Annotated in this window: 14 protein-coding genes; 9 read left to right on the top strand and 5 right to left on the bottom strand. The window is 71.7% G+C overall.

Features of this window, described 5'->3' with window-relative positions; translation table 11 throughout:
• Positions 1-87 precede the first annotated feature (87 nt).
• A complete protein-coding gene (gene acs, locus OHA73_RS20850; protein ID WP_327655805.1) occupies positions 88-2043 on the bottom strand; it encodes an acetate--CoA ligase in 1956 nt (651 codons plus the stop codon).
• Between the two features lie 187 nt (positions 2044-2230).
• On the bottom strand, positions 2231-4609 hold the full coding sequence (locus tag OHA73_RS20845) for a SulP family inorganic anion transporter (protein WP_267070027.1): 2379 nt from the start codon (positions 4607-4609) through the stop codon (positions 2231-2233).
• A gap of 347 nt (positions 4610-4956) precedes the next feature.
• On the opposite strand from OHA73_RS20845, the gene OHA73_RS20840 reads away from it, so the two are divergent.
• On the top strand, positions 4957-6264 hold the full coding sequence (locus OHA73_RS20840; protein WP_267070028.1) for a hypothetical protein: 1308 nt from the start codon (positions 4957-4959) through the stop codon (positions 6262-6264).
• A gap of 63 nt (positions 6265-6327) precedes the next feature.
• Here the strand turns inward: OHA73_RS20840 and OHA73_RS20835 are convergent, their stop codons facing one another.
• Positions 6328-7308: an ATP-binding protein gene (locus OHA73_RS20835; protein ID WP_327655804.1), complete on the bottom strand. Its 981-nt coding sequence runs from the start codon at positions 7306-7308 to the stop codon at positions 6328-6330.
• 101 nt (positions 7309-7409) lie between these two features.
• Between OHA73_RS20835 and OHA73_RS20830 the strand changes: the two genes are divergently transcribed.
• Positions 7410-8234 (top strand): Fic family protein, encoded by an 825-nt coding sequence (locus tag OHA73_RS20830; protein WP_266711425.1) that lies wholly within the window; start codon positions 7410-7412, stop codon positions 8232-8234.
• Positions 8235-8580: 346 nt separating this feature from the next.
• On the opposite strand, the gene OHA73_RS20825 is transcribed toward OHA73_RS20830, so the two are convergent.
• Positions 8581-9432 carry an HAD family hydrolase gene (locus OHA73_RS20825; RefSeq protein WP_327655803.1) on the bottom strand — a complete coding sequence of 284 codons (852 nt, stop codon included), beginning with the start codon at positions 9430-9432 and terminating at the stop codon, positions 8581-8583.
• Positions 9433-10001: 569 nt separating this feature from the next.
• Between OHA73_RS20825 and ssd the strand changes: the two genes are divergently transcribed.
• From ssd to OHA73_RS20790, 7 genes are all read left to right on the top strand, one after another.
• Complete coding sequence (gene ssd / locus OHA73_RS20820) at positions 10002-11078, top strand: septum site-determining protein Ssd (protein ID WP_266711421.1); 1077 nt, start codon at positions 10002-10004, stop codon at positions 11076-11078.
• A 109-nt stretch (positions 11079-11187) separates the two neighbouring features.
• A complete protein-coding gene (locus OHA73_RS20815; protein WP_327655802.1) occupies positions 11188-12351 on the top strand; it encodes a TadA family conjugal transfer-associated ATPase in 1164 nt (387 codons plus the stop codon).
• A 361-nt stretch (positions 12352-12712) separates the two neighbouring features.
• The gene (locus tag OHA73_RS20810) at positions 12713-13546 is read left to right on the top strand and encodes a type II secretion system F family protein (protein ID WP_443063222.1); all 834 of its coding nucleotides are present in this window, start codon (positions 12713-12715) and stop codon (positions 13544-13546) included.
• Between the two features lie 6 nt (positions 13547-13552).
• Positions 13553-14335 carry a type II secretion system F family protein gene (locus tag OHA73_RS20805; protein WP_327655800.1) on the top strand — a complete coding sequence of 261 codons (783 nt, stop codon included), beginning with the start codon at positions 13553-13555 and terminating at the stop codon, positions 14333-14335.
• 61 nt (positions 14336-14396) lie between these two features.
• Positions 14397-14633 carry a DUF4244 domain-containing protein gene (locus OHA73_RS20800; protein ID WP_266711414.1) on the top strand — a complete coding sequence of 79 codons (237 nt, stop codon included), beginning with the start codon at positions 14397-14399 and terminating at the stop codon, positions 14631-14633.
• Positions 14620-14973, top strand: a complete 354-nt coding sequence (locus OHA73_RS20795; RefSeq protein ID WP_266711412.1) for a TadE family type IV pilus minor pilin — start codon at positions 14620-14622, stop codon at positions 14971-14973. Before OHA73_RS20800 ends, OHA73_RS20795 begins: the two co-directional genes overlap by 14 nt.
• Positions 14970-15326, top strand: a complete 357-nt coding sequence (locus OHA73_RS20790; protein WP_327655799.1) for an Rv3654c family TadE-like protein — start codon at positions 14970-14972, stop codon at positions 15324-15326. Before OHA73_RS20795 ends, OHA73_RS20790 begins: the two co-directional genes overlap by 4 nt.
• A gap of 283 nt (positions 15327-15609) precedes the next feature.
• Here OHA73_RS20790 and OHA73_RS20785 read toward each other — a convergent pair whose 3' ends face one another.
• Positions 15610-18066: a DEAD/DEAH box helicase gene (locus tag OHA73_RS20785; RefSeq protein ID WP_266711410.1), complete on the bottom strand. Its 2457-nt coding sequence runs from the start codon at positions 18064-18066 to the stop codon at positions 15610-15612.
• Positions 18067-18096: the final 30 nt, after the last annotated feature.

Genomic DNA, 18096 nt, shown 5'->3' with positions numbered 1-18096 from the left:
GGGCCTGCTTGGTGATCATCACCATACGCACGAAACGGGCACCCGGCGCGCTCGCCGGATGCCCGTTCCCGTGGGTTCGTACGCGGATCAGTCCTCGCTGGACGCCGACGGCAGCTCCGCCTGGATCAGGTCCATCACGGAGGAGTCGGCGAGCGTCGTGACGTCGCCCACCGCCCGGTTCTCCGCGACGTCGCGCAGGAGGCGGCGCATGATCTTGCCGGAGCGCGTCTTGGGCAGCTCGGCGACCGGCAGGATCCGCTTGGGCTTGGCGATCGGGCCGAGGGACGTGCCCACGTGGTTGCGGAGGTCCGCCACCAGCGACTCGTCGTCCGCGTTCGCGCTGCCGCGCAGGATCACGAAGGCGACGATGGACTGTCCGGTCGTCTCGTCGGCGGCGCCGACCACGGCGGCCTCGGCGACGGACGGGTGCGAGACGAGCGCGGATTCGACCTCGGTCGTCGAGATGTTGTGCCCGGAGACGAGCATGACGTCGTCGACCCGGCCGAGCAGCCAGATGTCGCCGTCCTCGTCCTTCTTGGCACCGTCACCGGCGAAGTACTTGCCCTCGAAGCGCGACCAGTACGTGTCGATGAACCGCTGGTCGTCGCCCCAGATGGTGCGCAGCATCGACGGCCACGGCTCGGTGAGGGCGAGATAGCCACCCCCGCCGTTCGGCACCTCGTTGGCCTCGTCGTCGAGGACGGTCGCGGAGATACCCGGCAGCGCGCGCTGGGCGGAGCCCGGCTTGGTCTCGGTGACGCCCGGCAGCGGCGAGATCATGATCGCGCCGGTCTCGGTCTGCCACCAGGTGTCCACGACGGGGCACTTGTCGGCGCCGAAGTTCTTCCGGTACCAGACCCAGGCCTCGGGGTTGATCGGCTCGCCCACGGACCCGAGCACGCGCAGGCTGCTCAGGTCGAACTTCGCGGGGATCTCGTCGCCCCACTTCATGAACGTACGGATCAGGGTGGGCGCCGTGTAGAGGATCGTGACGCCGTACTTCTGCACGATCTCGGAGATGCGGCCCTGGTGCGGGGTGTCCGGGGTGCCCTCGTAGATGACCTGCGTCGCGCCGTTCGAGAGCGGGCCGTACGTGATGTACGAGTGTCCGGTGACCCAGCCGATGTCGGCGGTGCACCAGTAGACGTCCGTCTCCGGCTTCAGGTCGAAGACCGCGTGGTGCGTGTACGACGCCTGCGTCAGGTAGCCGCCCGACGTGTGCAGGATGCCCTTCGGCTTACCCGTCGTGCCCGACGTGTACAGGATGAACAGCGGCTGCTCGGCGTCGAAGGCCTGCGGCGTGTGCTCGGTGGACTGGCGGCCGACGGTCTCGTGCCACCACAGGTCGCGGCCCTCGGTCCAGGCCACGTCCTGCTCGGTGCGCCGCACGACCAGGACGTGCTCGACCGATACGCGGGTCAGCGCCTCGTCGACCGCGGGCTTGAGCGCGGACGGCTTGCCGCGTCGGTAGCCGCCGTCGGAGGTGATGACGACCTTGGCGTCGGCGTCCTCGATGCGCTTGGCGATCGCGTCGGCCGAGAAGCCGCCGAAGACCACCGAGTGCGCGGCGCCGATGCGCGCGCAGGCGAGCATCGAGATGACCGCTTCCGGGATCATCGGCAGGTAGACGGCGACCCGGTCGCCGGTCTGAACGCCCAGCTCGGTCAGGGCATTTGCGGCCCGGCTGACCTCGTCCTTGAGCTCGGCGTAGGTGATCGCGCGGCTGTCGCCGGGCTCGCCCTCGAAGTGGATCGCGACGCGGTCGCCGTTTCCTGCCTCTACGTGGCGGTCGACGCAGTTGTACGCGACGTTGAGCTTGCCGTCCTTGAACCACTTGGCGAACGGCGGGTTCGACCAGTCGAGCGTCTCGGTCGGCTCGGTGTCCCAGGTGAGGCGGCGGGCCTGCTCGGCCCAGAAACCGAGCCGGTCAGCCTTGGCCTGCTCGTACGCCTCGGCCGTGACGTTGGCGTTCGCGGCCAGGTCAGCGGGCGGCGCGAAGCGTCGCTCCTCCTTCAAGAGGTTGGCCAGGCTTTCGTTGCTCACGACGCTTCTCCCATGCAGTGTTTGTGTCGGAGGCGACCGTTGTGTCCCAGGCCACAGCTCATCAGACCGCGACCCCTGGTGACAAGGGGGGTCCGCGAATTGGTTTAGACCTGTACGCGTAGGGCTCCCGACCTGGTCGGGAGCCCTACGGTCTCATCTGATTGCACGGAGGCGGGGACGGGTCGGTTCAGGCCCGCGTGGCGCTGCCTCCGTCGAGGCTGCCGTCGAGGGCGGTGGCCCCGACCTGTCCGAAGACCGGGTCGGCCTCGTCGAGCAAGTACGCCTGCGCCTCCCCGACATGGAAGTACATGCCGTGCAGTTCGAGCGCGCCCCGCTCCAGGGCGCGCGCCACGCACTCGTGCTCGCGCAAGTGCTCCAACTGCTGGACGACATTGGTCAGGCAGAGCTGCTCGACCGTGTCGGCGGGCGCCCGCCCCGCGAGCCGCGCCCACGGCAGCCCTGCGTCGGACATCCGCTCCAGGCTCGGCATCCCGTGCCGCAGCCAGCGCTTGAGCGGCGTGAGCGCCCCGTGGCCGCTCGGGGGACTGCTCAACAGCGCCTGCATCGCCCCGCATCCGGAGTGCCCGCACACGGTGATCGACTGGACCTCGAGCACGTCCACGGCGTACTCGATGGCGGCGGCCACCGAGTCGTCCGCGCTCTCGGCGCCGGGCAGGGGCACGAGGTTGCCCACATTCCTCACGACGAACAGATCACCAGGACCGCTCGACGTGATCATCGACGTGACGAGCCGGGAGTCGGCGCACGTCAGGAACAGCTGCGTGGGCTTCTGCCCCTCGCGCGCGAGCCGCGCCAGCTCCTCGCGCACCAGCGGCGCCGTATTGCGCTGGAACGCGCTGATCCCGGTGGCCAGTTGATGCCCGCCGGCCCGCCGCGGCTCGATGGCCTGGAGCGCCGCCGCCGGGTCGTGCGAGGGCCGGTCGCAGTGGTGGTTGCGCCACGGCGTCCAGGGGCGGCAGCAGGTGTGACTCGCGCGCGCGGGTTCGGCGATCCTGGCCCCTCCCCGCCCGGCCACCTCGACCTTGCCGCCCTGCGTGGTGTGCGACTTCTGCCAGTCCTGCAGCGCCTCGAACGCGGCGTGGTCCATGAAGGACCCGTCCAGCTCCACGACGCAGTCCGCCGTGTGCGGCACCTGGTGCAGGGTCCGGCTGAGCCGGGGCACCGCGAGGAACGTCAACTGCCCCCGTACGCGCACGTGGTGGACGCCGCGGGAATCCACCTCGTGCGTGATGCGGGTGCGCGCGAGGCGGTGCAGGGCGACGCCGACGGCGACCGCGACGCCGAGCCCGACGCCTTCGAGCACGCCGAAGACGACGACGCCGAGGGTGGTGACCACGTACACCAGGACCTCACGGTGGCGGGTGACCGTGCGGATGTGGTTCAGGGACACCATCTGGATGCCGACCGCCATCACCAGGGCGGCGAGCGCGGCGAGCGGGATCAACTCCAGGACGGGGACCAGGAGCAGCGTGGCGGCTACTACCCAAACGCCGTGCAGCATCGAGGAGTTCCCGCTCACGGCGCCCGCGTTCACGTTCGCCGAACTGCGCACCGCGACCCCGGCGACGGGCAGCCCGCCGAGCGATCCGGAGACGATGTTCGACGCGCCCTGCGCGAGCAGCTCCCGGTCCAGGTTCGAGCGGCGCATCGCGGGCGGCAGGTCCGAGCGCTTGGCGGTCATCTTGTCCACGGCGACCGCCCCGAGCAGCGACTGCACGCTGCACACGAGCGTGGTCGTCAGGACGGCGGCGACAAGGCCGAGCACGGGCCCGTCCGGAAGCCCGGCGAGCGCATGGCTGCTCCAGGAGGGCAGATCGACCTCGGGCAGGCTGAGCCCGAGCAGCGCGGCGGTCACGCTCGCGGCCGTCACGGCGATGAGCGCGGCCGGCACCTTGCGCGCGAAGCGGCCGATCCGCCCCGGGATGCGTGGCCAGGCGAGCAGCACCGTGAGCGTGAGCGCGCTGACGCCCAGGGCGGCGGGCTGGGCATCCGCCAACTGCTGCGGCAGGGAAGCCACGTTGGCGAGCACGGAGCTCTCGGGGTTGCCGCCGAGCATGATGTGCAGCTGGGCGACGGCGATGGTGACACCGATGCCGGCGAGCATGCCGTGGACGACGGCGGGGCTGACGGCGAGGGCGGTGCGGGCCACCCGTAGGCAGCCGAGGCCGAGTTGGGCGAGGCCGGCGAGGACGGTGACGGCGCAGGTGGTCCGCCATCCGTAGCGCTGGATCAGCTCGGCGGTGACGACGGTGAGGCCCGCGGCGGGCCCGCTGACCTGGAGCGGCGCTCCGCCGACGCAGCCGGCGACGATGCCGCCGACGGCGGCGGCGACGAGCCCCGACTCCAGGGGCGCGCCGGTCGCGAGGGCGATGCCCAGGGACAGCGGCAGGGCGATGAGGAAGACCGCGATGGACGCGGAGAAGTCGGCTCCCGCGATGCGGAAGCGGCGGGGCGTGGGCGGTGGACTGTGTGCGGTGCGGGCGGCATCCGAGGGCTCGCCCGTCCGGCCGGAGTCACTGGTGTGGGTGGATACGCAGGCTGACATGGTTTCCCGTCTCCTCCGGGGTGCAGCGCGGTCGCGGAATGTGGGGTGACCCCTTGCGGTGGGCGGGGTCGATCGCGGCCGTGGTTCACGGCGTGCAGCGGCGGGATGAAATCAACGCTCAGTAGCGGTCGGTAAATGAATCGTAATGCAGAGTAAAGATTGTGGCCGGATAAAAGGTGCAAATGGGTTACTAGTTCACGCTCAGTAGTGAATAAGAAGGCTTGTCGGCTTGTCGGACTAATTCGGTCCGGCCCTCGTGTCACCGTGACGGCGTTGTCCGTACATAACGGGCATTCATCTCTTTTCACCGCCACACAAGCCGACTCCAGGAAGAAGGTGGGCGGAAGATGGCCGCCACCCACAGGATTGCCGCCAAGCGGCTCGCCGCGGGCATCACCGCCGCCGCGGCGTGCGCCGCGGCACTCGCCGGATGCGCCACCGGGAAAACCGGCGGATCCAGTGAGCACCGCACCGTGAAGACCAAGCCCCAGCAGGGTGCCCCCGGCCCGAAGAAGGCCAAGCCGGGCAGCGCGATCAAGCTGATCGGCGACGGCTCGACCGCGTACACGGGGCGGCAGCCGAACCTGCCACGGGCCGAGCGCCTCAGACCGGGGCAGAAGCCGCCGCAGTTCGTGGTCTTCTCCTGGGACGGCGCGGGCGAGGACAGCCAGAGGCTCTTCTCGCACTTCCGTAAGGTCGCGAAGGAGAACAACGCGACCATGACGTACTTCCTGAGCGGCGTGTACCTGCTCCCGGAGGGCAAGGCGGGCAAGTACCACGCGCCGCAGCACTCGGCCGGCCGCTCGGACATCGGCTTCAACGACGCCGAGGGAATCAAGGACACCGTCGAGCAACTGCGCGGCGCCTGGCTCGAGGGCAACGAGATCGGCACCCACTTCAACGGCCACTTCTGCGGCAAGAACGGCGGAGTGGGCCAGTGGTCGGTGGCCGAGTGGAAGAGCGAGATCAAGCAGGCCAAGTCGTTCGTGAAGGGCTGGAAGTCCAATTCGGGCCTGAACCGGTCCGCGCCGCTGCCCTTCGACTACGACAAGGAGCTCATCGGCGCCCGCACCCCCTGCCTCGAGGGCAAGGACAACTTCACGCGCGCCGCGAGCGAGCTCGGCTTCCGCTACGACACCAGCGGCGTCAACAACCAGGTCTGGCCCAAGAAGAAGAACGGCCTGTGGGACCTGTCGATGCAGCTCGTCCCGTTCAAGGGCCACTCCTACGAGCAGCTGACCATGGACTACAACTTCATGGTCAACCAGTCCGGCACGGCGACCCAGGGCGATCCCGCGAAGCACGAGTACTGGGGTGACCAGATGCGCGACAGCCTGCTCGCGGGCTTCGACCGCGCCTACAAGGGCAACCGCGCGCCGCTCGTCATCGGCAACCACTTCGAGTCCTGGAACGGCGGCACCTATATGCGCGCCGTCGAGGAGACGGTCGAGAAGGTCTGCAAGAAGCCCGACGTCCGCTGCGTCTCCTTCCGGCAGCTCACCGACTGGCTCGACGCCCAGGACCCGAAGACCCTGAAGAAGCTCGGCGGTCTCGGCGTGGGCGAGGGCCCGAAGAAGGGCTGGGAGTCCTACCTCGGCGGCAAGCGGGCCCCGGCCCCGAAGGGGGTACCGGGAGCCCCGGCCGCCAAGTCGTAGGTACCGTCCGGCACTTGCTCAGGCAGTAGCCGCGACGCTCTCCCGCAGACAGTGGTGTCGGCGTCACGCGGTCGCCGCGACGCTCTCCCGCAGGACGAAGTCGGGGTCGACCTGGGACGCCAGGTCGGCCCCCGTTTTCTCGTTGCCCCAGCTCTGGGCGTTCTTCAGGTGGAAGTGGACCATCTGGCGCGTGTAGTGCTCCCAGTCACGCACCTCGTACGTGGCGTCGGCCGCGTCCTGAAGTGCTCGCAGGGAAGCCTTGTTGGGCTCCTCCAGGAGCTCGAAGCGCGGCGGGCGGCCCTTCTCCATGGCGCGCACCCAGTCCGAGTGTCCGACGGTGACGAGCAGGTCCTCGCCGACCTCGGAGCGCAGGAACTCCAGGTCGTCCGCGTCCCGCACCTTGTTGCCCACCACCTTCAGGTCGATCCCGAAGTCCCGGGCGTACTCCTTGTACTGGCGGTAGACCGAGACACCCTTGCGGGTCGGCTCGGCCACCAGGAAGGTCATGTCGAAGCGGGTGAACATGCCCGAAGCGAAGGAGTCGGAGCCCGCGGTCATGTCGACCACCACGTACTCGCCCCGGCCGTCGACGAGGTGGTTCAGGCACAGCTCCACCGCTCCGGTCTTGGAGTGGTAGCAGGCGACACCGAGGTCGGCCTCGGTGAAAGGCCCGGTGACCATCAAACGCACGGCCTGGCCGTCGAGTTCCACGTCGCGGGCGCAGGCGTCGTACACCGGATTGTTCTCGCGCACCCGGAGCAGTCGCGAGCCCTCGCCGGGCGGCGTGGTCTTGATCATCGTGTCGGCCGAGGCGATCCGCGGGTTCGAGCCGCGCAGATAGTCCTTGATCAGGGGCAGCCGGGCCCCCAGCGCGGGCAGCTCGCCCGCGACGCCCTCGTCGAGCCCGAGCGCGGCCCCGAGGTGCTGATTGATGTCGGCGTCGACGGCGATGACCGGGGAGCCGGTGCCGGCGAGGTGGCGGATGAACAGTGAGGACAGCGTGGTCTTGCCACTGCCGCCCTTCCCAACGAAAGCGATCTTCATGTTCACGAAGGGTATCCGTACGGTCGCTGTCCGTGTCGATGTGGCGTGAAGAAGACCACTCCTTCGTGGGGCGGCGCCGCGTGGCCCGTAGGGTCGTACTCATGAGTACGACAGCCGACCCCCTCGCCGCCCTGGCCGACCTGCCGGGTGTGGCCGATTCCGTGGACGCCGTGCGCAAGGCTGTGGACCGGGTCTACGGACACCGGGTCATGCGGCGCCGTAGCAACGAGATCACGTCCGAGGCGGCACTGCGCGGGGCGCGCGGCAGCGCGGCGCTCTCCGGTGCCGACTGGCCGCTCGAAGAGGTGCGCAGGCGCACCGACTTCAGTGGCGGCGACGGCGACAAGGAGGCCCCCACGGTCGGCGCGGCCCTGCGGCTGACCGCCGAGGCCGGTCAACTTCTCTCCATCTGGCGGCAGTCGCCCCTGCGGGTGCTCGCGCGCCTCCACCTGGTCGCGGCGGCCGACAAGAGCGACGCGGTGGGTCGGCCGCGGCTCGGGGACGAGTCGGTCGACGAGCCGCTCGTCGAACTCCCGGTGCCGGACGCCGAGGAGGTGGCGGGCCGCCTGGAGGGGCTCTCGCAGCTGATCATCGCCGAGAGCGCGGCGCCGGCCCTGGTGAACGCCGCCATCGTGCACGGCGAGCTGCTCGCCCTGCGCCCCTTCGGCTCGCACAACGGTCTGGTCGCGCGCGCCGCCGAGCGCATCGTTCTGGTGGGCAGCGGTCTCGACCCGAAGTCCGTCTGTCCGGCGGAGCTGGGCCATGCCGAACTCGGCCGGGCGTCCTACGCGGCCGCACTCGACGGCTATGTCTCCGGTACGCCGGAGGGGATGGCGGCCTGGATCACCCACTGCGGCAAGGCGATCGAGCTGGGTGTCAGGGAGTCGACGGCCGTCTGTGAGGCGCTGCAGCGGGGTGCCGCGTAGCGGAAGAGGCCCGACAAAGAGGCCCGACAAAAGGGTTGCGGCGGTACGAATACTCGTACCGCCGCTGGCATGTTCACCGGGTTACCAAGCGTCCTCGAAGTGTTGCCCATCAGGTCGGGTTCTTTGCCCGTTGCCTGGTGCGGCTGGCCCGTAATCGACGGGTCGACGTCGCGTGGGTGCTCGGTGTTCATGCATCGGTCCGTGGGGCCTTTTGCGGTTGAAGGTGTCCTCTCGGATGTCCTTGGTCTCGCGGGCCGTTGAATCCTTTGTACTCCTCCCCTGGGGGAAGCGGAAGCCCTGGCCGCACTTCTTTACTTTTAGGTTCAAATAGGGCGAACCGGTGGCCTCAATGGGCGCCTGGCGTCGCGCGACGCCGGCTCGCGTACCAGACCAGGCCGGCCGTGACCGCGGCCGCGCCGACCCCGGCCGCCGCGAGCAGCGCGGGCCGTGAGGGCGCGGACAGATGCGGCAGGCGCTGCTTGAGCCGGACCGGCTTGTGGAAGTCGAGGATCGGCCACCCGCGCGCGAGTGCCTCGCGGCGCAGCGCCCGGTCCGGATTGACGGCATGGGGATGCCCGACCGAGCTGAGCATCGGCAGATCCGTCGCCGAGTCGCTGTACGCGTGGCAGCGCGCGAGGTCGTACCCCTCGGAGCGCGCCAGTTCCTTGATGGCCTCCGCCTTCGTGGGCCCGTACGCGTAGTACTCCACCTCGCCCGTGAAGCAGCCGTCGTCGCCCACGACCATGCGGGTGGCGATCACCCGGTCCGCACCGAGCAGCTCACCGACCGGCTCGACCACTTCAGCGCCGGATGTGGAGACGATGACCACATCGCGTCCGGCGGTGTGGTGCTCCTCGATGAGGGACGCCGCCTCGTCGTAGATGATCGGGTCGATCAGATCGTGCAGGGTCTCGGCGACGATCTCCTTCACCTGCTGCACGTTCCAGCCGCGGCAGAGCGCCGAGAGATACTCGCGCATCCGCTCCATCTGGTCGTGGTCGGCGCCGCCGGAGAGGAACACGAACTGGGCGTACGCGGTGCGCAGTACGGCCCTCCGGTTGATCAGCCCGCCTTGGTAGAACGACTTGCTGAACGTGAGTGTGCTCGACTTAGCGATGACCGTCTTGTCCAGGTCAAAGAACGCCGCTGTACGGGGCGTGGAGTGAGGCAAGGAGTGGTTTTCCACGAGGTCGAGCATAGGCGCCAACCATTCGGCGTAAGCTGTGGCGCGTGGGTTTGCTTGAGAAGGCTCTCGGGTACACCATGGAAGTCACGGATCGTTCGCGACCGTGCTAACCCGGTCTGGCTCCTCCCCCCCCGAGTCGGACCGTGGGGACGACCCCCGCTCTCCCCCCCGGCGGGGGTCGTCGCATGTCCGGACCCGTTTTCGGGTCCTTTTTTTATGCCCGCACAGGGGTTTTCGAAGGCTCGCGCGCCTCGGAGGGCACGCCCGGTTCCCGTCACGCTGCGTGACCGTCAGGCTGCTCTGCGGAGAGTTCCATGCCCCGTTCAAGGTGTCACCGGTATGAGTGACTGGGATATTCACAAGCCTTCTCGTGTCCACAGTTATTGACCAAGATCCCCACGTTTTCCGGGATCGCTGCACGGTGATTCCGCACGCGAAGTTCGGATCCGTGTTCATGGCCGGTTTGTTATGGCCGAGCCGTGGCGGATGGGCGGTATTCCGCGCCTTGGACACCGCCGACTTCACGTGCGGAACGGATCGTCCGCATGGGCGGGCGAGCGCGGCGAGAGGGGGACCGGACCATGGCGGAAGTCATCGAGTGCGACGCGCGGGACGTGCGACGCGCCCCGTTGATCGTGACGGAGGACGTGGAACTGCTGGACGACCTGCTGCGGCTGTGCGCGGCGGCGGGTGTGCGGCCGGAGGTCGGGCACGGGGCGCCGGCGGGCAGAGAGGGCTGGGGCGGCTGGGAATCGGCGCCGCTCGTGCTGGTCGGGGACGATGCCGCGGGGCGGCTGCGCGGGGTGTCCCGACGGCGTGGCGTGATCTTGGTTGGGCGTGATCAGGACGATTCCGGGGTGTGGCGGCGGGCCGTGGAGATCGGCGCCGACCATGTGCTCGTCCTGCCCGACGGCGAGCAGTGGCTGATGGACCGGATCGCCGATGTCGCCGAGGGGGTGGGGCGGCCCGCCCTGACCGTCGGGGTGCTCGGCGGACGCGGCGGGGCCGGGGCCTCCACGCTGGCCTGCGCGCTGGCCGTGGCGTCCGCGCGGTCGGGGCGGCGCACCCTCCTGGTCGACGCGGACCCGCTCGGCGGCGGGCTCGATGTGCTGCTCGGCGGCGAGGCGGTGGACGGGCTGCGCTGGCCCGCCTTCGCCGAGTCGCGGGGCCGGGTCGGCAGCACGGCCCTGGAGGAGTCGCTGCCCCGGCTGCACGATCTGCGGGTGCTCAGCTGGGACCGCGGCGATCTCGCGGCGGTGCCCTCGGAGGCGGTGCGGGCGGTGCTCGCGGCCGGTCGGCGCAGGGGCGGCGTCGTCGTGGTGGACCTGCCGCGCCGGGTCGACGCCGGATCCGTCGAGGCCCTGGCCCAGCTCGACCTGGGGCTGCTCGTGGTGCCACCGGAGCTGCGGGCCGTGGCGGCGGCGCGCCGGATGGCGGGGGCGGCGGGGATGGTGCTGCGGGACCTGCGGGTGGTGACGGCGCCCGCGGGCGGCGCGGGAGGGCTCGCGGCGGACGAGGTGGCGCGGCTCGTCGGCCTGCCGCTGGCCGGCGAACTGCCCGCGGACGTCGAGGTGTTGAAGGGCGGGCCGCTCGGGCGGTTCTGCGGGGCCTTCTGGGAGCGGATGCCGGTGGCGGCGGTGGAGGGGGACGCGGCGTGAATCGGGAGGGCGGGGAGCCGGCCGTGGACGGGCGGCCAGTGGAGAGCGCGGTGGCGGCCGGAGCGGTCGGCGTGCGGACGGTCGAGCAGTGGGTGCGAGGAGGGGTGTCATGAGTGCGGTGGTCGGGGCGCGCATGCTGGACGGCGTACGGCAGTGGCTCGCCGAGAACGGGTCGGAGGCGACGCCCGCGCGCGTGGCCGAGGCGCTGCGGGCGCAGGGCCGGATCCTGGGCGACGCCGAAGTGCTGGGCGCGGCGGGCAGATTGAGGTCCGAGCTGGTGGGCGCGGGGCCGTTGGAGCCGCTGCTCGCCGACCCTTCGGTGACGGACGTCCTGGTGTCGGCGCCGGACAAGGTGTGGGTCGACCGGGGAGGCGGCCTGGAGCCGGCCGACGTGTCCTTCGAAAGCGCCGCCGACGTACGGCGGTTGGCGCAGCGGCTCGCGGCCGTCGTGGGGCGCCGCCTGGACGACGCGCGGCCGTGGGTGGACGCCCGGCTGCCCGACGGGACCCGGCTGCACGCGGTGCTGCCACCGATCGCGGCGGGCTGCACCTGCCTGTCCCTGCGGGTCGTGCGGCCCCGGGCCTTCACCCTGGAGGAGCTGACGGCGGCGGGGACGGTGCCGCCGGGCGGCGACCGGGTGCTGCGGGCGCTGCTCGACGCGCGCCTGTCCTTCCTGATCAGCGGCGGTACGGGCACGGGCAAGACGACGCTGCTGAGCGCGCTGCTCGGTCTGGTGGGGCCGGGGGAGCGGATCGTCCTGGCCGAGGACTCCGCCGAGCTGAGGCCGGACCACCCTCATGTCGTCCGCCTCGAATCGCGCCCCGCCAACCAGGAGGGCGCGGGGGCCGTTGGCCTCGACGACCTGGTCCGGCAGGCGCTGCGGATGCGGCCCGACCGGCTCGTCGTGGGCGAGGTGCGCGGAGCCGAGGTGGTCTCGCTCCTGGCAGCTCTCAACACGGGCCACGAAGGCGGTTCCTGCACCGTTCACGCCAACGCTGCGAGCGATGTCCCGGTGCGTCTCGAGGCGCTGGGGACGGCGGCCGGACTCGACCGGGCGGCGCTGCACAGCCAATTGGCCGCGGCGGTCTCCGTAGTGCTGCACCTCGTACGGGACCGTGGCGGACGGCGGCGCATCGCCCAGGTCCAGGTGCTGGAGCGGGACGCGGAGGGCTGGGTGCGGGCCGTGCCGGCGCTGGAGTGGGGCGAGCGGGGGTTCGTGGAGCGGGCGGGGTGGGCGCGGCTGGGCGGGTTGTTGGGGGTGCGGTTGGGGTGAGGCGGGCGGTTGTGGGGCGGGTGTGCGGGGGTGTGGGTGTCGGACGGGGGGTTTGGGCGGTGGCTGTCTGTGTGTCTGGAGTGAGGGCGCGTGGCCGTGGGGTTCTGGTGTGCGGGGTGGCGGATGAAGGGCTTGGGGTGGTGGCTGTCTGTGGGTCTGGGGTGAGGGCATGGGCTGTGGAGCTTGGTGTGTGGGCGTCGGATGAGGGGCGTGGGTGGTGGTCGCCTGTGGGGCGGGCGTGTGGCCGTGGGGTGGCCGTCACGGGGTGCGTAGGTCGGTGGAGTCGGCGGGGTTGGTGGAGAGTGGAGAGGGGTGCGTGGGTGTGAGTGGTGGGGTCTTGGGTGCTGGTTCCGGTGTGGTGATGGCCGCGTTGGGGGCGGTGGTCGTGATGAGGGCGGTGCAGGTACGGGAGTTGGAGGTGCGGCGGGCCCGGAGGGTGTTGGGGGCTGGGGCGGACTTCGGGGTGTGGTCCGGGTGGCTGGGTGTGGGCGAGCGGTGGTGGGCGTGGGTGCGGGCGCGGCCCGAATGGTGGTGCGCGGTCGGTGGGTTGGTGGTCGGGATCGCCGGTGCCTCGGTGCTGCCGGTTGTGCTCGGCGTGTGTGCGGTGCCCGGAGTGGGGCGGCTGCGCGCGACCAGGGCGGCGCGGCGGGGGAAGGAGCGGCGCGGGGAGGCGGTGATCCGGCTGTGCGGGCTGTTGGCGGGTGAGGTGCGGGCCGGGCGGCAGCCGGGGGACGCGCTGGTGGTGGCGGTACGGGGATCGGGGGCGTTGACCGGCGCGGGGAGCGCGGCCGTGGTGGCGGCGGCCCGGTTCGGCGGGGATGTGCCCGGGGCCCTGAGGGCGGCGGCGCGGGAGCCGGGGGCCGAGGGGTTGAACGGGCTGGCGGCGTGCTGGCGGGTGGCGGTGGACCGGGGCGCGGGGCTCGCGTCCGGCCTCGAACGGCTCGCGGACGCGCTGCGTGCGGAGCGGGATCAACGGGCCGACTTCAGAGCCCAGTTGGCGGGCCCCTCGTCGACCACGGTGATGCTCGCCGGGCTGCCCGTGTTCGCGCTGTTGCTCGGGGCGGGCATGGGGGCGCGGCCCCTGCGGGTGCTGCTGCACACGTGGCCCGGGGTCGGCTGTCTGGTGGTGGGCGGGGCGTTGGAAGCCGCCGGGTTGTGGTGGGCGATGCGGATCGTGCGAGGGGCGGAGGGGTGAGGGGCGATGGACGTTGTCCACAGGCTGGGGGCGGTGCTGTGCATCGCGGTGATGGTGATGTGGCTGGTGCGGGAGGTCGCGGCGCGGCGGGCCGAGCGGGCGTTGCGGCGGCGGGTGCGGCTCGTGTTCGAGGTGGCCGCGGCGGAGTCGGCGCGGCGGGCCGTGGGGCTGCCGGCCGGGGTGCGGCGGTGGGTGCCGGTCGCGGGGGCCGTGTGTGCCGGGTTCGTGCTGGTGGGCGGGGTGGCCGGGGTCGTGGTCGGGGTGGTCTGCGGGGTGGGGGTGTGGCGTTGGTGGCGCGGCCGGGAGGAGGGCGTGAGAGCAGGGGTGGGGGCGGGCGCGAGGGGCGCTGCGGTACGTCAACTGCCCTTGGCGTGCGACCTCTTGGCGTCGTGCCTTGCGGCGGGTGCCGGGCCCGTGGAGGCGGCGCGGGCGGTCGGTGAGGCGCTGGGTGGGCCCGTCGGGCGGGGGTTCGAGCGGGGCGCGGCGCAGGTGCGACTCGGGGGCGAACTGGGTGTGGCGTGGCGTGAGTTGGCGGCCGTGCCGGGCGCCGATGGGCTGGTCCGGCTGTTGGAGCGGGCGGGTGAGTCTGGGGCTCCGGCGGCGGCGCCGGTGGCGCGGTTCGCCACGGAGTGCCGGGCCGAGAGGGGGCGTCGGGCGACGACGGTGGCACGCCGGGCCGCGGTGGCGATCACGGCGCCCGTGGGCCTGTGCTTCCTGCCCGCGTTCCTGGTGGTGGGGGTGGTGCCGGTGGTGATCGGGCTGGGAGGTGGGGTCTTTGGAGGGAGGTGAGGCGGGGAGTCCCTGCTGATGGCTGTTCGAGTGAATAACGCTGTGGTTCAAGGGAGTTGGCATGAGTGGAATGCGTGTGGGGCGGGCCTGGTGCGAGTGGCTGCGCGGAGGTGCTCGTCGATGGGCGCGGACGGTGCGGTCCGGGCGGCGGGACGCCGGGATGGTCAGTGCCGAGTACGCGGTGGGCCTGATCGCGGCGGTGGGCTTCGCCGGGGTGCTGTACCAGGTGGTGACGAGCGACGTCGTGCAGTCGGCGCTGCAGTCCTTGGTGGCGAAGGCGCTCCATGGCTCGTTCTGAGCCCCGTCGCGACCGGGGGTTTGTGACGGCGGAGGCGGCCGTGGTGCTGCCGGTGCTTGTGGCGTTCACGATGGCCCTGGTCTGGGTGGTGCTCGCGGCGTCGGCGCAGATCAGGTGCGTGGACGCCGCGCGGGCCGGGGCCAGGGCGGTGGCCCGGCAGGAGCCCAGGGGCGCCGCGGTGGCGGCGGCGCGGGAGGCCGCGCCGCCGGGGGCACGGGTCGCGGTGGGCCGGGAGGGCGATCTGGTGCGGGTGACGGTGCGGGCGAGGTCCGTGGGGCCGGGAGCGCTCGGGGTGGAACTGAGCGCGCAGGCCGTGGCGGCGGCGGAGGAAGCGACGTGACGGGGCGGGGTGACCGTGGGTCGGCGACCGTGTGGGTCGCGATGGCGATGGCCGCGGTGGGGGTGGTGTTCGGGGCGGTGCTGGCCATGGGGCAGGCGGTGGAGGCGCGGCACCGTGCGGGCTCGGCGGCGGACTTGGCGGCGCTTGCCGCGGCGGACCGCTGGATGGACGGGAGGGCGAAGGCGTGCGCGCTGGCCGTGCGGGTGGCGCGGGCGCAGGGGGCGGATGTGGTGCGGTGCGCGGTACGCGGGGAGGTGTCGAACGTGACCGCGGCGGCGGGTCACGGGGCGTTCCGGTCGGAGGTACGGGCGCGGGCGGGCCCACCGGGCCCACCGGGGCTGGCGCCGTCGTGAGGCGCGCGCGGCACCGGGGCGCCGCCTTGCCCACCCTGCCGCCCAAGGCGGCAGATTGCCCAAGGCGGGTGGCGGCCACCCGATGCCCCAGGCGGCGGGTGGGCGCATCAAGCCCCTGCGGCGGGTGGGCAATTCAAGCCCCGCTTTGGGACGAGACTCGCGGGGTCCGGGGCGGAGCCCCGATCTTTCAAGCCCCGTTCTTGGACGAGAGCCCGCGGGGTCCGGGGCGGAGCCCCGTGGCGTAAGGGCGGTCGACCGCAACGGAACGGGTGGGGTGGCCCACCTACCCCGCCGCCCCCTTCAGCAGCACCGACAGGAGCCGCACCGCCCCCCGCTTGTGCAACGGCTCGTTGCCGTTGCCGCACTTGGGGGACTGGATACAGGACGGGCAGCCGGCATCGCAGTCGCAGGAGGCGATGGCCTCACGGGTGGCGGTCAGCCACTCGCGGGCGGTGTGGAAGGCACGTTCGGCGAAGCCCGCGCCGCCGGGATGACCGTCGTAGACGAAGACCGTGGGGAGGAGCGTGTCCGGGTGGAGCGGCATCGAGACGCCACCGATGTCCCAGCGGTCGCACGTGGCGAAGAGGGGGAGCAGGCCGATGGAGGCGTGTTCGGCGGCGTGCAGGGCGCCGCCGAGGATCTCGGGGTTCACGCGGGCCGCGTCCAGCTGGTCCTCCGTGACCGTCCACCACACCGCGCGGGTGCGCAGCGTACGAGGAGGGAGGTCGAGCTTGGTCTCGCCGAGGACCTCGCCGGTGATCAGCCGGCGGCGGAGGTAGCCGACGACCTGGTTCGTGACCTCGACCGAGCCGTAGCACAACCTGCCGTCGCCCCAAGGGACTTCGACGTCGGTCTCCAGGATGGAGATGGCCGTGGTGTCGCGGGCGGTGGTCGAGTAGGTGGGGTTCGCGGTCTCGACGAGAGCGACGTTGTCGTCGAGGTCCAGCTTCTTCACCACGTAGGTGCGGCCCTGGTGGAGGTGGACCGCTCCGTCGTGGACCGAGGTGTGGGCGGAGCCCGCGTCGACCGTGCCGAGCAGCCGGCCCGTGCCGGCCTCGACGACCTGCACGGGAGGGCCGCCCTCGCCGCGGATGTCCGCCAGGTCCGCGGCGGACTCGCGGCGCGTCCAGTGCCAGGCCTTCGTGGCGGAGCGGCGCCGCAGCAGCTTCGCCGCCTCCAGTTGAGGGAGGAGTTCCCCGGTCGCCGGGCCGAACAGCTCCAAGTCGGGCTCCGTCAGCGGGATTTCCGCCGCGGCCGCGCACAGGTGCGGAGCCAGGACGTACGGGTTGTCCGGGTCGAGGACCGTCGACTCGACCGGCTGGTCGAAGAGGGCCTCGGGGTGATGGACCAGGTAGGTGTCCAGGGGGTCGTCACGGGCCACCAGGACCGCCAGCGCTCCCTGGCCCGAGCGCCCGGCCCGGCCTGCCTGCTGCCACAGCGACGCGCGCGTACCGGGGTAGCCGGAGATCAGCACCGCGTCCAACCCCGAGACGTCGATGCCGAGTTCGAGGGCGGTGGTGGCGGCGAGGCCGAGCAGCTCGCCGGAGTGCAGAGCCGCTTCGAGGGCGCGGCGTTCCTCGGAGAGATAGCCGCCGCGGTAGGCCGCGACCCGCCGGGCGAGCGAGCGGTCGACCTCGGCGAGCCGCTCCTGCGCGATCACCGAGATCAGCTCGGCGCCACGCCGGGAGCGTACGAAGGCGACCGAGCGCACGCCCTGGACCGCGAGGTCGGTCAGGAGGTCCGCCGTCTCGGCCGTCGCCGTGCGCCGCACCGGCGCGCCCTTCTCGCCCTGCATCTCCGTCAACGGGGGTTCCCAGAGCGCGAAGACCAGTTCGCCGCGCGGCGACGCGTCGTCCGCGACCTCGAGGACCGGGAGACCCGTCAACCGCTGGGCGGAGGCGGCCGGTTCGGCCGAGGTGGCCGAGGCCAGCAGGAAGACCGGGTCGGATCCGTAGCGGGCACATATGCGGCGCAGTCTTCGCAGAACCTGCGCCACGTGCGAGCCGAAGACGCCGCGATAGGTGTGGCACTCGTCGATCACGACGTACTTGAGCGCCTTGAGGAAGGAGGACCAGCGCGGGTGCGAGGGCAGGATGCCCCGGTGCAGCATGTCCGGGTTGGTGAGGACGTAGTTTCCGAACTGGCGTACCCACTCGCGCTCCTCGAACGGGGTGTCGCCGTCGTAGACCGCGGGACGAATCGCCGTACCGAGCGGTTGTGAAAGTTCCTTCACCGATCGGCACTGGTCCGCCGCGAGCGCCTTCGTCGGGGAGAGGTAGAGCGTGGTCGCGCCGCGCCCGTTCGGCGCCTCGGATCCGTCGAGCAGGGTCGACAGGACCGGGACCAGATAGGCGAGCGATTTTCCGGAGGCCGTGCCGGTGGCGACGACCACCGAATCGCCGTCCAGTGCGTGCTCCGCCGCGAGTGCCTGGTGGGCCCAGGGGTGCGCGATTCCGGCGGTCTGTACGGCCGCGATGACCTCGGCCCGGATCCGATCGGGCCAGACGGCATGACGGCCGGGGCGAGGGGGCAAGTGCTCCGTATGGGTGACACGCGCAGCCCTGCTCGGACCCGAGGCGAGCCGGTCCAGGACCGCACCGGGAGAGGGGCGGTCTGGGGCGGATGCCGAGGGTCGATCGGATCGGAGATTCTTGGCCATCGGCACCGAGTGTGTCACTGGCGTGACGGACAATGCTCTCAAGGCGTCGTGCACGCCTGCCGGTAAGTGATTGAATGCCATCGCGGCTGGCGAACCGTCCCGGGGGATCAT

Origin of the sequence: Streptomyces sp. NBC_00483 (genome assembly GCF_036013745.1) — a bacterium.
Taxonomy (GTDB): domain Bacteria; phylum Actinomycetota; class Actinomycetes; order Streptomycetales; family Streptomycetaceae; genus Streptomyces.
Note: the sequence above shows the minus strand (reverse complement) of the source record. Positions and strands in the feature narration are given on the sequence as shown.

Excerpts from the sequence above, each read along its gene's own strand:
- OHA73_RS20810 (WP_443063222.1), top strand. The coding sequence starts at position 12,713 with ATGGCCGCGTTGGGGGCGGTGGTCGTGATGAGGGCGGTGCAGGTACGG.
- OHA73_RS20795 (WP_266711412.1), top strand. The coding sequence starts at position 14,620 with ATGGCTCGTTCTGAGCCCCGTCGCGACCGGGGGTTTGTGACGGCGGAG.
- ssd (WP_266711421.1), top strand. The coding sequence starts at position 10,002 with ATGGCGGAAGTCATCGAGTGCGACGCGCGGGACGTGCGACGCGCCCCG.
- OHA73_RS20835 (WP_327655804.1), bottom strand. The coding sequence starts at position 7,308 with ATGAAGATCGCTTTCGTTGGGAAGGGCGGCAGTGGCAAGACCACGCTG.
- OHA73_RS20845 (WP_267070027.1), bottom strand. The coding sequence starts at position 4,609 with ATGTCAGCCTGCGTATCCACCCACACCAGTGACTCCGGCCGGACGGGC.
- OHA73_RS20800 (WP_266711414.1), top strand. The coding sequence starts at position 14,397 with ATGAGTGGAATGCGTGTGGGGCGGGCCTGGTGCGAGTGGCTGCGCGGA.
- OHA73_RS20825 (WP_327655803.1), bottom strand. The coding sequence starts at position 9,432 with ATGCTCGACCTCGTGGAAAACCACTCCTTGCCTCACTCCACGCCCCGT.
- OHA73_RS20840 (WP_267070028.1), top strand. The coding sequence starts at position 4,957 with ATGGCCGCCACCCACAGGATTGCCGCCAAGCGGCTCGCCGCGGGCATC.
- OHA73_RS20805 (WP_327655800.1), top strand. The coding sequence starts at position 13,553 with ATGGACGTTGTCCACAGGCTGGGGGCGGTGCTGTGCATCGCGGTGATG.
- OHA73_RS20785 (WP_266711410.1), bottom strand. The coding sequence starts at position 18,066 with ATGGCATTCAATCACTTACCGGCAGGCGTGCACGACGCCTTGAGAGCA.
- OHA73_RS20815 (WP_327655802.1), top strand. The coding sequence starts at position 11,188 with ATGAGTGCGGTGGTCGGGGCGCGCATGCTGGACGGCGTACGGCAGTGG.
- OHA73_RS20830 (WP_266711425.1), top strand. The coding sequence starts at position 7,410 with ATGAGTACGACAGCCGACCCCCTCGCCGCCCTGGCCGACCTGCCGGGT.